The organism is Propionivibrio sp. (assembly GCF_049316945.1).
Taxonomy (GTDB): Bacteria; Pseudomonadota; Gammaproteobacteria; order Burkholderiales; family Rhodocyclaceae; genus Propionivibrio.
Genome location: NZ_JBMOJE010000019.1, coordinates 21,847 through 34,321, shown reverse-complemented (window position 1 = coordinate 34,321; position 12,475 = coordinate 21,847). Strand labels below are relative to the sequence as shown.

General features: G+C 59.4%; 11 protein-coding genes, 1 other RNA gene and 1 riboswitch. Of the genes, 5 read left to right on the top strand and 7 right to left on the bottom strand.

What is annotated here, in order from left to right:
• Nucleotides 1-41: 41 nt before the first annotated feature.
• The 3 genes from ACOYNV_RS06580 to ACOYNV_RS06570 are packed head-to-tail and all read right to left on the bottom strand — an operon-like array spanning nucleotide 42 to nucleotide 3,648.
• On the bottom strand, nucleotides 42-824 hold the full coding sequence (locus tag ACOYNV_RS06580) for an ABC transporter ATP-binding protein (protein WP_422898956.1): 783 nt from the start codon (nucleotides 822-824) through the stop codon (nucleotides 42-44).
• Nucleotides 821-1,813 (bottom strand): FecCD family ABC transporter permease, encoded by a 993-nt coding sequence (locus ACOYNV_RS06575; protein WP_422898955.1) that lies wholly within the window; start codon nucleotides 1,811-1,813, stop codon nucleotides 821-823. The genes ACOYNV_RS06580 and ACOYNV_RS06575 overlap by 4 nt, the downstream gene beginning before the upstream one ends.
• Before the next feature lie 8 nt (nucleotides 1,814-1,821).
• Nucleotides 1,822-3,648 (bottom strand): TonB-dependent receptor domain-containing protein, encoded by a 1,827-nt coding sequence (locus tag ACOYNV_RS06570; RefSeq protein ID WP_422898954.1) that lies wholly within the window; start codon nucleotides 3,646-3,648, stop codon nucleotides 1,822-1,824.
• Between the two features lie 149 nt (nucleotides 3,649-3,797).
• Nucleotides 3,798-4,009: riboswitch (cobalamin riboswitch) on the bottom strand.
• 358 nt (nucleotides 4,010-4,367) lie between these two features.
• Between ACOYNV_RS06570 and ACOYNV_RS06565 the strand changes: the two genes are divergently transcribed.
• The 5 genes from ACOYNV_RS06565 (at nucleotide 4,368) to ACOYNV_RS06545 (ending at nucleotide 7,841) form a co-directional block, all read left to right on the top strand.
• Nucleotides 4,368-4,712: a cell division protein ZapA gene (locus ACOYNV_RS06565; RefSeq protein WP_422898953.1), complete on the top strand. Its 345-nt coding sequence runs from the start codon at nucleotides 4,368-4,370 to the stop codon at nucleotides 4,710-4,712.
• Nucleotides 4,713-4,724: 12 nt separating this feature from the next.
• Nucleotides 4,725-4,906: non-coding RNA, 6S RNA (ssrS, locus tag ACOYNV_RS06560), on the top strand.
• Nucleotides 4,907-5,179: 273 nt separating this feature from the next.
• Complete coding sequence (locus tag ACOYNV_RS06555) at nucleotides 5,180-5,755, top strand: TMEM165/GDT1 family protein (RefSeq protein WP_422898952.1); 576 nt, start codon at nucleotides 5,180-5,182, stop codon at nucleotides 5,753-5,755.
• Between the two features lie 220 nt (nucleotides 5,756-5,975).
• Nucleotides 5,976-7,529, top strand: coding sequence for a protein adenylyltransferase SelO (locus ACOYNV_RS06550; protein ID WP_422898951.1), 1,554 nt, complete (start codon nucleotides 5,976-5,978; stop codon nucleotides 7,527-7,529).
• 51 nt (nucleotides 7,530-7,580) lie between these two features.
• The gene (locus tag ACOYNV_RS06545) at nucleotides 7,581-7,841 is read left to right on the top strand and encodes a TIGR02647 family protein (protein WP_422898950.1); all 261 of its coding nucleotides are present in this window, start codon (nucleotides 7,581-7,583) and stop codon (nucleotides 7,839-7,841) included.
• A gap of 193 nt (nucleotides 7,842-8,034) precedes the next feature.
• On the opposite strand, the gene dsbD is transcribed toward ACOYNV_RS06545, so the two are convergent.
• From dsbD to mce, 4 genes are all read right to left on the bottom strand, one after another.
• Nucleotides 8,035-9,801 carry a protein-disulfide reductase DsbD gene (gene dsbD / locus ACOYNV_RS06540; protein WP_422898949.1) on the bottom strand — a complete coding sequence of 589 codons (1,767 nt, stop codon included), beginning with the start codon at nucleotides 9,799-9,801 and terminating at the stop codon, nucleotides 8,035-8,037.
• A gap of 7 nt (nucleotides 9,802-9,808) precedes the next feature.
• Nucleotides 9,809-10,135: a divalent-cation tolerance protein CutA gene (gene cutA / locus ACOYNV_RS06535; RefSeq protein ID WP_422898948.1), complete on the bottom strand. Its 327-nt coding sequence runs from the start codon at nucleotides 10,133-10,135 to the stop codon at nucleotides 9,809-9,811.
• Between the two features lie 24 nt (nucleotides 10,136-10,159).
• Nucleotides 10,160-11,788, bottom strand: a complete 1,629-nt coding sequence (locus ACOYNV_RS06530) for a hypothetical protein (RefSeq protein WP_422898947.1) — start codon at nucleotides 11,786-11,788, stop codon at nucleotides 10,160-10,162.
• A gap of 245 nt (nucleotides 11,789-12,033) precedes the next feature.
• The gene (gene mce / locus ACOYNV_RS06525) at nucleotides 12,034-12,444 is read right to left on the bottom strand and encodes a methylmalonyl-CoA epimerase (RefSeq protein ID WP_422898946.1); all 411 of its coding nucleotides are present in this window, start codon (nucleotides 12,442-12,444) and stop codon (nucleotides 12,034-12,036) included.
• Between the last annotated feature and the right edge of the window lie 31 nt (nucleotides 12,445-12,475).

Below are 12,475 nucleotides of genomic sequence, written 5' to 3'. Positions count from 1 at the left end.
CATCACATCCAACTGAGTTTCCTGGGCTCATGGTTTTTCCTTCAGCGCGGGATGAAGCTGATCCGGCCATCGCATTCGATGGCTTGCAGCGGGTATTGATAAAGTGCCGAGAGTCGTTCGGCGGTCAGCATTTCCTTGGTCGCTCCGGTTTCAGTGCGGCCGTCGCCGTGAATGAGCAGCGCCCGGTCGCAAAAACGCCAGGCCAGTGCCGGCTCGTGCAGAACCATGGCGACGCCGGCGCCACCATCGCCGGCAGCAGCGGCAAACAGTTCGAGCATGGCGATCTGGTGTTTCAGGTCAAGATGGGTGATCGGCTCGTCGAGCAAAAGCAGTCGCGGCTCTTGCGTGAGCAGCGTGGCAATCGCCAGTCGCTGGCGTTCGCCGCCGGAAAGCGTCTGCACTTCGCGCTGCTCGAATTCGGCCAGATCGACCGCTTTCAGCGCGGCGCGGACAATTTGTGCATCCTTGGCCGATTCCCAGTCCCAGCGGTCGAGGTGCGGATGACGGCCAACCAGGGCAGCTTCCAGTACGGTCGAGGCAAAGGCGTCGGCCCGTGCCTGCGGCAGCCAGCCGCGAATGAGCGCGCTTTTTCGTGGGCCCAGGGTCGCGTAGCTGGCGCCATTGAGCAGCACTTTGCCGGCCTGTGCGGCGCGCAATCCGGCCAGCACCGACAGCAGCGTCGACTTGCCGGCGCCGTTACGCCCGAGGATGGCCAGGCGTTCGCCCGCTTGCAGGGTCAGGTCGAGATCGCGGCAAACCGAATTGCCGCCGATGCTGACGGTGAGCCGGCGTGTTTCGAGCAGGGGCGCGGTGTGGGTGGTCATCGGCGCCGCGCCTGCGTATCGCGCGTGAGCAGGAAGAGGAAGACCGGGACGCCGATCAAGGCGGTAAGAACCCCAACCGGGAGTTGCAGCGGCGCGACGATGGTCCGGGCCAGCGTGTCGGCAATCACCAGCAAACTGCCACCGGCGAGCACCGAAGCGGGCAGCAGCAAACGCTGGTCGTTACCGGTGGCCAGGCGCACCAGATGCGGAATGATCAGGCCGATGAAGCCGATCGAACCGGCGTGCGTAACCGCCGCAGCAGTAGCCAGCGAAGCGACGATATAGACCCCGCGACGCAGGCGAGTCACGGCAACGCCAAGCGTTTGCGCCGTATCCGCCCCGCGCGCCAGCAGATTGAGTTCGCGCGCAAAGGGCAGGGAAACCAGCAGCGCCGCGCTGAGGATGCCGAGCGCGAGTTGCGGGTCGTTGGTCTGCGAGAGGTCGCCCATCAGCCAGAAAAGCATGCCGCGCAGCTTGTGTTCGGGAGCGATCGAGAGCATCAGCGCGACTACCGCCCCACAACCAGCGGCGACGATGACGCCGGTGAGCAGGAGGCGCGTCTGCGTCCAGCTGCCGTCGCCGTGCGCCAGCCCGAAGACGACAAACATGGCGCCGAGCGCGCCGAGAAAGGCGAAACCATTGATGCCGGCAGCAGTGAGGCCGAACAGGATGGCCAGCATCGCGCCAACGCCGGCACCGCCGGAAATTCCGAGCACATAGGGATCGGCCAGCGGGTTGCGCAAGAGGATCTGGAGCAGGGCCCCGGCCAACGCCAGCAAACCGCCGCAGGCAAAGCCTGCCAAGGCACGCGGCAGGCGCAGGCTGCGCACCACGTCGCCGGCCATGCCGCCACTATTGTTGAACAGCGCAGAAAAAACTTCCGCCGGACTGACCGCAATGCTGCCCACCATCAACGCCAGCGCAATGCTCACCAGCGCCAGCCCGGCAAGGGCGACGAGGATGAGCAGGGCGCGGCGGCGAGTGGGCATGGATATTCCTACTTCGGCGCGTAACGAACGCCGACGAAGAAGTTCGCCCCGGCCGTCGCGAAGTCACCGATTGTTTCGTAATACTTGTTGAAGATGTTGTTTCCCCGGGCGAATAGCGCCCAATCCTTTTGCAGGCGATAGTCTGCATACAGGTTGACCAGGCCATACGCGCCGAGGACTTTGGTGTTTCTGACGTCGTCGTAGCGATTGCCGACCAGTTGCCATTCGCCGCGCAACTCCCAATGGCCCAGGGTTCGGCTGACGTAGCTGCTCATCTGCTGCTCGGCGCGGCGAATAAGCCTGTTTCCGTTGTTGGCACCGGTCTCTTCGTTGCGTGGGTCGAGGAAATCCACAGTCACCCCCGCCGCCCACTCGGAGAAACGCCCGTCGTAGGTGAACGTCGTTCCGCGCAGCAGTGCCTTGCTGATATTCGAGGGCGCGTAGGCTGGCGGCGGGCCGTTCTTGATCAGGTCCGAGACCTGGTTGTTGTAAGCGACCAGCGACGCGCGATGATTGCCCCGTTCCCAGTTGAGCCCAACTTCGGCGTTCTTTGATGTCTCGGGCTTCAGATCAGTATTGCCAAACCCCGGATAGTAAAGTTCGTTGAACGTTGGGGCACGGAAGGCTGTGCCATAGGAGATATGTGCACGCAACTCCGGAGTGAATTGGTAACCATAGGTCGCAGATCCAGTCGTTTCTCCGCCGAACTGCGAGTTATCGTCACGGCGCAGGTTGAGTTGAAAGCGATTGTTCTCGATGCTGCCGGTCCATCCGGCGAGCAGGGATTTTACGCTGCGCTCGCTGACCGTGTAGTTGGTGCTGCCCGATACCGTCTGCTTCAGATATTCGGCTGCGAGCAAGGCGGTGCCGATCGGAAGCTTGATGTCATTCTGCCAGCTCGCTTGGTCCTGATCGGTGCGAAAGACGCTCGACCTGATCTTGTTGGCATAGTTTGTCGCGTCATCCGTGCTCCGGCCCAGCCGCAGTGTGCTCGTCCAGATCTGGCTCAGGCTGTTGCGCGAGTAGGCGGAGTAAGAGCTGACATCCTGATCGTTCTTGAAGTCCATGGCTTTGGGCGTGGAGTCGTATTTGCTGGAGCCGCTGCTCGAAAACAGGTTAACCCCGATCTCCTGGCCTTGCGCCGGACGAATCGAGAAGTTTCCGCTGAAGCTGCCGTTGTGGAAACCGTCGCGGTCACTGTTGTAATAGGCGTTTTTCGTGTTGTTGATGGCGTTGAATCCATCCGTGTTGTAGTAGGCGCCCTGCAAGCTGTACGAAACGGTATCCGTTCCGCCCGAGATGCCGGCGCTGGTGTCGGACGTGCCGTAAGTGCCATAGCCGGTGCTGGCGTTGAAAAGCGTGGGGCCCTCGCCGCGACGGGTGAATATCTGGATCACACCACCGATGGCGTCAGCGCCGTAAAGCGAGGAAGCCGGGCCGCGCAGGATTTCTATGCGCTCGATCTGTGACAGCGGGATGCGCGACAGCGCCGCGTCGCCCGAGGTTGCCGAGCCGACCCGCTGGCCGTCAATCAGTATGATCGATTGCTTGGGGCTGGCGCCGCGAATGAAAACGCCGCTGGTGGTGCCCGGGCCGCCATTGGCCGTGTATTGAATGCCGGGCTGGCGGGCCAGCAATTGCTCGATGGTCGATTGTCCTGCTTTCTCGATCTCTTCCCGGTTAATGACGCTGACGTCACTCATCAGTTCGTTTTCCCGTGTGGGAATACGTGTCGCGGTGACGACGATGGGGTCGAATTCCTTGTCGGCAGCGGCGGCAGGAAAAGCAGCAAAAAGGGCTAGCGCAGCAATGGATAAGGAACAACGTGGATACATGCCAGATTTCTCCCGATACCGGCAAGCGTCCCCGCAAGCCGGCAAGCAAAAAATCGGAACTGCACGAGGGAGATAAGACTGTCGGGATGAGCGCGAGTGAAAACTGACTGCATCGAGCATTCCGTGTCCGCCTCCCCGCGGCACTTCCGTCTATTTGCGCGAAGGCCGGTATCCGGGCTCACGAGTCTTGATGTGTCGCCTTCCCAGGCATTTCGCCCAGTGGCTTGCTTGACACACCCTCACTCGCTTACCGTTGCGGGGGCAGCACAGGCATGGCGTCTTGCAGACACGCACCTGTTTCCCGTTTAACCGCCCAGAGAGTTGGAAAAACCCTGTGTAGCGGCACCTTGCACGTTTTCCGCTCTAATGCCAGCAACGGAACGAAGAATTATAGCGCAAGCCACTTTGCTCCGTACAAAACGATCAGCGCTGCGCAACAAATCACATTTAAAACCAGCGCTTAGCCCTTGACTCGACTTGGTTTTAGAAACTATAGTCCGAGGCATGGTTAACGAACTCAATACTCTAGAGAGCAAGATTGTCCAAGTGGTGTCGCTTTGTCGCACCCTTCGTGCGGAGAATGTGCAACTACGGCAGCAACTTGCCGCCGCAGAGGACGACCGAAAGAGTCTTTCTGAACGTATGGATTCTGCACGGACCCGGCTTGAACATCTCGCCCATCAATTGCCAGAAGCCAAAGCCACCGTTTGAATGTGACCATGCCCAACGAAGCCAACTATCTCGACATTACGCTGCTCGGCAAGGAATATCGCGTTGCCTGCCCGCCGGAAGAGCACGATGCATTGCTTGCTGCAGTGGCTTATGTTGATGAAAAGATGCACGATATTGCCGAAAAAACCAAGAGCAACATCTCCGAACGAATTGCCGTCATGGCGGCCCTGAACATCGCTCACGAACACCTCTCGCACAAGCACCAGACGAGCGAAACGCATCAAGTCACCGGGCCTGATACAGGGGTAGACTTCGGCGCCGTAAAGCGTAGAATTTCCTCCATGGAGGCACAACTTGAAGCGGTGCTCGCACCGCAGGAAAAGTTGATTTAAGTCTCTGACAGTTGTTCCCTGCGGTGTTTGTGAAGGCCATATATTCCTTGAACCAATACGCTTGGCGTCAGTCACGAACCATAGAAGCCGCTGTTGTGCTTGCCCCATAAGCCGGGCATGCCTGATGCGGAAGGAAAGTGACCCAACTGAACTCCGGTTCAGGATGCCGGCCTAACGGCATTCGCGGGGATTTTATTCGACAGCGTGGAAAGTTTCTTTCCACGCTGTTTTTTTGTGCCGATGATTCATGTGTTTTGGCGGTGGTTCCTCGCAAAGAGCTTATTTATCCTAAAAACCGCAGTTGACAGCGACTAATTGACCGCAACTCCAGGTTTGACGGGTGTTTAGCCCTCACCCCAACCCTCTCCCGCGGGGAGAGGGAGTTTGCACCCTTCTCCCCGCGGGAGAAGGGCCGGGGATGAGGGCTTGCGACATTGGCATCACATCCAACTGAGGTTTTTAGGTTTATGGAAGCATTCCTCGTATCAACGGGCATCGTTGCACTGGCAGAAATCGGTGACAAAACCCAGTTGCTGGCCTTCATCCTGGCGGCAAAATTTCGCAAACCGATTCCCATCGTTCTCGGCATTTTGATCGCCACGCTGGCCAACCACGCTTGTGCCGGCTTGCTGGGCTCCTGGATTACGACACTGCTCGGGCCGGAGACGCTGCGCTGGGTACTTGGCGTTTCCTTCATCGCCATGGCGCTGTGGACGCTGGTTCCCGACAAGTTTGACGAAGCAGATGCGAAGCTGGCTCGTTTCGGTGTTTTCAGTACCACGCTGATCGCCTTCTTCCTCGCCGAGATGGGTGACAAGACCCAGGTCGCAACAATCGCGCTGGCCGCACAGTACCAGTCCGTGGTGCTGGTAGTGGCCGGAACCACATTCGGCATGATGATTGCCAATGTGCCCGCAGTGTTGCTGGGTGACCGCATCGCCAACCGCTTGCCGGTACGCACCGTTCATTTCATCGCGGCGGCCATCTTCGCCGTGTTGGGCGTTGCCACCTTGCTCGGTGCAGGAGAGCGTTTCGGCTTTTGAAATTTGTTTCGTGAAGCTGGTAAAAAATCCAACATCCACCGCGGAGGCACAGAGGCACAAAGGTTACGCGGAGAAAGCCAGTTTCAATCATCGAGCTACCTCTGCGTTTTCTCTGCGCCTCTGTGCCTCTGCGGTAAAGCCTTGGCATTTACTCTTCCGAAGGGAACTTGTCACGGCACGACGTGCCCAAAAGTGACTTCCTTCTGCCGGCCAAATCCCCATGCTACATTTCGACAACCGCCTGGTGCGCGAACTGCCCGGCGATGACGACACGCGCAATCATTCACGGCAAGTGCTTGGCGCACTCTGGTCGCCGGTCATGCCGACGCCGGTGGCTGCACCCAGATTGCTCGCCCACTCCCGCGAAATGGCGCAACAGCTTGGCCTTGACGAGAGCGAACTGGCTTCGCCGCAGTGGGTCGGCGCGCTGGCCGGCAACGCCCTGCTGCCGGGGATGACGGCCTACGCCACCTGCTATGGAGGTCACCAGTTCGGTAACTGGGCGCGGCAGCTGGGCGACGGCCGTGCCATCTTTCTTGGTGAAACCATCAACAGCGCCGGACAACGCTTTGAACTGCAACTCAAGGGCGCCGGGGCGACACCGTATTCTCGTCGGGCCGATGGCCGCGCGGTGTTGCGCTCGTCGATCCGTGAATTCCTGTGCAGCGAGGCCATGCATCATCTGGGGGTGCCGACGACGCGTGCGCTGGCGCTGGTAACGACCGGCGAGATGGTGGTGCGTGACATGTTCTACGACGGCAACCCGGTCGAGGAGCAGGGAGCGGTGGTGTGCCGCGTCGCACCATCATTCATCCGTTTCGGGCATTTCGAGTTGCCGGCCTCGCGCGGCGATGAAGTTTTGCTACGCCAACTGATGGATTTCACGATCACACGCGACTTCCCCGAACTGACGGGTTCTAACGAGGATCGGCTGGTGCGCTGGTTTGTCGAAATCTGCGAACGTACGGCACGCCTCATGGTGCACTGGATGCGTGTGGGCTTTGTGCATGGCGTGATGAACACCGACAACATGTCGATTCTCGGACTGACCATCGACTACGGCCCCTACGGCTGGGTCGATGACTTCGATCCTTCGTGGACGCCCAATACGACGGATGCGGCCGGCCGACGCTATTGCTTTGGCCGCCAGCCCGAGATCGCGCGCTGGAACCTTGAACGGCTGGCCGATGCACTGTCCGTCATCGCAACCAGGCCAAGCGAATTCGCGTCAGGTCTGGCACGCTACGACGAGATATACACGCAAGAATTTCAACTGGCCTTTGCCGCCAAGTTTGGCCTTGTGTCCTGGCGCGATGAGGATGCCGAACTGATCGAGGATGCTTTCTCTTTGCTGCATCAGGCTGAGGTCGACATGACCTGGTTTTTTCGCCAACTGGCGTTGATCGACGTACAGGCACCTGAGCCTGCCATCCTGCGTGACGCTTTTTATCGGGAAGACATTTTTTCTGCGCATGTGGCCGATTTCGCGGCCTGGCTGGCGCGCTGGGCTAACCGCGTGCGCTCCGATGATGAGCCTGCCGAGTCGCGAATAGCGCGCATGAATGCCGTCAATCCGCGCTATGTTCTACGCAATTATCTGGCCCAGCAGGCCATCGATCGGGCTGAACTGGGCGACCCGGAAATGATTCACGAGTTGCTCGACGTGCTGCGCAATCCTTACGTTGAACAGCCGGGACGCGCGGCCTTTGCTGCCCGACGTCCGGAGTGGGCGCGCCACAAGGCCGGATGCTCGATGCTCTCGTGCAGTTCATAAATTCGCTTGAAGAAGCGCGTAGAATGGCGCTTTTCGCAATAAGGAGTGGCCATGCCCTACACGTCCGATCTGGTTCATGAACTCAACACCCTCATCCGTTTTGACCTGGAAAGTGGCCAGCATGGCATCAAGGTACACAAGACGGCCGATGCGCAGGTGATTGCAGCGGTTCAACGCTTGTACGCCAAGGGCTTGATAACGCAGGCCGATGGTGGCTACCTGACCAGCCTCGACCGGGAAGCGGCCGAGCATGCACAAACGATGCTCGGTCTCCTGACGACAGGTGTTGCCGCTTCAGTTGCCGCGCATTAGCCTGATAACCGCAGTTCAAACCACGGCGACACGGCGGACACGGCGAAAAGCTGCTGCGAAGCAAATACTCTTGGGGTGCTCAGTTTTTCAGGATATATTGGCTCACCCAAAGGGTGAATCATGAAAACATTGCAAGCCATTGTTTTTACGCTGTGTTCGCCGTGCCGCCGTGGTTAAGCAGAGTTTTCTGGGATTAACGAGCGGCGGGTAGCCGGGCGAGTGTAGCCAGAAACTCCTCGGCACTCTGAAAACCGACGACGCGAACGCCCCCGATTTCTTTTCCAGGCTTGTCGAAGAAGATGATGCCGGGCGGTCCGAACAGTTTGAAGCGCGCAAGAAGCGCTTTGTCCTCATCCGAGTTGGCGGTCACGTCGGCCTGCAGCAGGGTCCAGCCGACCAGCGCCTGTTGCACGCGGACATCGGCGAAGGTATACCGATCCATTTCCTTGCACGAGACGCACCAGTCAGCGTAGAAGTCGAGCATGACTGGCTGGCCCGAGGCATTGATACGCGCATCGAGTTCGGCTACGGAACGGATGCGTTCAAACGGCAAGCCCTGCTTTTCGTTGCCCTGACTGCCGCCACGTAGCCCGGAAAGCGGCTGCAAGGGGTCCTTGGCGCCGGAGAGGGCGCCAATCAGCATGGCGGCGCCGACGATCAGCATGACCATGCCGATACCCTTCCAGAAACGGTTCCAGCCCTTGGCGTGCGCCGGTAGCGGGTCGAGCGCGTGCATGTAGATGGCCGGTACGATGAGCAGCAGCGACCACGCTACCAACTGCGCGACGACCGGAATGACCGGCGAGACCATCCACACGGCGGTAGCCAGCAGGATGACGCCGAATGCTTCCTTGACGGCCACCATCCACGGCCCGGATTTGGGCAGCAGCGTTCCTGCCGAAAGACCGACGGCGAGCAGTGGTACGCCCATCCCCAGAGCCATGCAGAAAAGCGCCATGCCGCCGAGCAGCGCATCGCCGGTCTGTCCGATATAGAGCAAGGCTCCGGCCAGCGGCGCGGCAATACAGGGGCCAACGATGACGGCCGACAAGGCGCCCATGACGGCAACGCCGGACAATGAGCCGCCCTTTAGATGCGCCGCTTCTTCAGACACCTTGCTTTGCAGGAAGGTCGGCAACTGCAATTCGTAGAATCCGAACATCGAAAACGACAGCACCACGAAGATCAGGGCAAAGCCGCCGAGTACCCACGGATTTTGCAGTGACGTTGCCAGCAACGTTCCCGAGAGGCCGGCGGCGGCACCAAACGCCGCGTAGGTGATCGCCATGCCGAGCACGTAGGCCAGCGACAGTACGAAGCCGCGCGCGTGCGAAACGCCGTGACCGTCACGACCGGAGCCGACGATGATTCCGGAGAGAATCGGAATCATCGGGAAGACGCAAGGCGTCAGCGAGAGCAGCAGGCCAAAGCCGAAAAAGCTAAAGGCCAGCAGCCAGAGATCGGCGCTTTTCAGCAGTTGCGCGATACGTCCGGATTCGTCGCCACCGTGAATGGCAACCGGTGCGGCTGCGGGGTCTGGCAGTTCAAGCTTGACTACCTGTTTTTGTGGCGGATAGCACACCCCGGCATCGGCACAGCCTTGCGAGGTAAGCGTCAGGGTCAACGCCAGCGGGCCGGAGCTGTTACGTTCGACCGGCAGGCGGATCAGCGCTTCCTTGTAATAGACCTCGACCTTGCCGAAGATCTCGTCAATCTTCTCCTTGCCTTTCGGCAGCACGGGGGGGCCGAGTTGAACGCTAGACGGCTCGGCAGCGAAACGGAACTTGTCGCGGTACAGGTAATAGCCTTTGGCGATCTCGAAGCGCACTTCAATCGTCTGGCCATCAAGTGCGCGAGCGGTGGGCTTGAAGGCCACCGACGGATGCAGCAAATCCTCGGCATGGGCAAGCGAACAAATCAGCAACAGGAAAAAGAAGAAGTGGGTAAGTCGACAGGCCATGAAGGTCTCAGTTGTCTGCCCGGGTTTCGGCGGCAACCCAGGCAAGATAGTCGGGCAGGCCGCGCACCACCGGGACGGCGATGATTTCCGGCGTTGCGTAGGGGTGCCGAGCGCGGATTGCCGATTCAAGGGCCGGATAGCGCGCCTCGGTGGTCTTGATGAGCAGCGGCACTTCGTCGGCCGTTTCGATCGCCCCCTTCCATTGATAAACCGAGCGGCAGGGCTGAAGGATATTGACGCAGGCGGCAAGCCGGCCTTCGACAAGGGCGGTAGCCAGCGTTTCGGCGGTCGCCAGATCCGGAAGATTGGTCAGCACAAGCAGGACAGTGTTCATGCGGCGCAGATGCACTATGGATCGTTACTCGAGCACTAACGCTACCGCGACGGCGGCAGCAACCGACCAGCGCTCGTTGTCACCGCCGCGCTCATTGCAATCCGCCAGGCCAAGGGCGAGCAGGGTGTGCTTCTGCGCCTCATAAAAACGGATCGACAAGGAGCGCGCCGGCACGCCCACCGGCAATAATACTGATGCCGGATTGCCACCTTCAGTCGCCGGCAGCAGGAAGGCCGGATGTCGTGAAATCTTTCCGGAAGGTTTCTCGCGCATTTCGGCAAGCAGTGGCGTCGGCTCCCCGGAAAGCAGGCTGGCGCTGATGTTCAGACTGCCGTCGCAACGTGAATAAAGGCTGCTGATGGTAGCCAATGCGTAATTTTCATGCTGTGGCAACTGAATGGCCAGCAGTCCTTTGAGCACCAGGCGCGACGCGCCGCTCCCGGCAGGACGTATCAGGCGCAATTTGCCGGCTTCCTGTTGTGCGGCCCGCCAGGTCTCGGTGTTGCTCTCAACGCCAGGTTCTGTCTCGCGCACGACATGGCCGAACAAGGCAATCTGCTGCTGGTTGAGCTGACTGTCAAACGACGTAGCCGGCATGAAAGAATCCTTCAGGCCCTTGCCGCCCAATAGTCGATAAATGCTTTCGAGTCCAGCAGCAACAGCAATCTGCGAGACATCCACAGGGTCATCCGGAGCGGATTGTCGCGGGCATTTCAGATGATCGTAAAGTTCGTTCAGCAATGCCACAGCAGCTTCACTTGAAAGCCCGCTGCCGAGCTTGAGGCTTTCCGGGGATTCTCCAGCGACCAGAAGTTCGAGCCGCTTGCGTATCTTGCGCAACACGCCACCGATCGAAAGCCAGCGGCCGACGCCGGCGACCCGAAGGTTGTCATGCAGCGGCCTCTCCTGCGCCAGATCGAGTGCGATGCAGCAGGCCTTTGAGCCAATATCCGGCTCACCGAGCACCGCCACCTGCTCACGCCAGCGCGCGAACCAGCGGATAGTCGCGGCAAACTGGGCGCGCGCCAGGGAAAAAGGACAGGCCAGATGCAGCAGCAGAATCATGCAGTATTGACCGCTAACCGTTGATTCGCTGGTTTCTCCAAGCAGGCGGTCTGCAACCGGCTCGCGCACTACGCCAAGTCGTTCGGCTGAGGCCAGCAGGGCATGCAGGTTGCGCCAGAAATCCGCATCAAGTTCGGCTCCGGCAAGATAGCAGTTCATTTGTTCCATGCGCAGGCAGGACAGCACGCGATGCGCCACCTTGGCGCTGTGCTCGGCGATTGATGGATCGCCATCGAGGCAGGCACGCAGGCAATGCAGGTAGGCCACCCGACAGGCGCGCCAGAGTTGGCGCGACATGTCCAGTGCCAACTGTTCCGCAGGCAACAGTGGCAGTGCCTTGTTTTCGTAGCGTCGCTGGCACTCGCCGCTGACGGCAAACAGGGTCTTGCGCAACACCTCCAGGGTTTTGAAGCGCTCGCGTGGCGACGTGCCACAGCCGTTGAAGGCTTGAATCTGAGTGACCAATTCGGCCAGCATGGCTGGCGCGTTGGCTTGCGGTTGCCCGGCCAGCCAACGCGTTGCGCTTGTGGAATCGTAGAACGCGGCCTTGTTATCCGCTTGTGTTATCGGCAAAGAAAACCAGGTCATCGACGATCCACCTTAAGGGTTGAAACCGCGAGAATCGGGCGGCCTTCTGTATGTTCAGAATCAGGCGGCCACCTGTCAGCGGTTACCGTTAAAGTCGCGCTAGCGACTCTCGAACCTCCCCTCGCCCTCTGGGAGAGGGGGCGGGGGTGAGGGAAACGGGCAGGACTTTCATAATTTGGGGTGCCTTACAAAGTCATACCCGTTTGGTTCAGCCATTATGGTCTGACTTGATTTCCAGAAGGGAATTACTTCTTGGGATCTTCGCACAGCTCAAGCAAGACGCCATGGGTCGATTTCGGATGCAGGAAGGCGATATTCAAGCCCTCTGCGCCCTTGCGCGGCGATTTGTCGATCAGTTGCACGCCTTTTCCTTCCAGTTCAGTCAGGTTGGCTTGCAGCCCTTCAACGGCGATGGCCAGATGCTGAATGCCTTCGCCTTTCTTCTCGATGAATTTTCCGATCGGGCCTTCCGGGTCGGTCGATTCCAGCAATTCAATCTTGGTTTGTCCGATTTTGAAAAAAGCAGTCTTGACCTTTTGTTCCTTGACTTCCTCGACGGCGTAGCATTTCAGGCCAAGCTGTTTTTCCCAGAACGGGATCGCTTCGTCCAGACTTTTTACGGCGATTCCGATATGTTCAATGTGCGATAAGTTCACAGTGTTTTCCTTTAAAAGATGATGAGACACG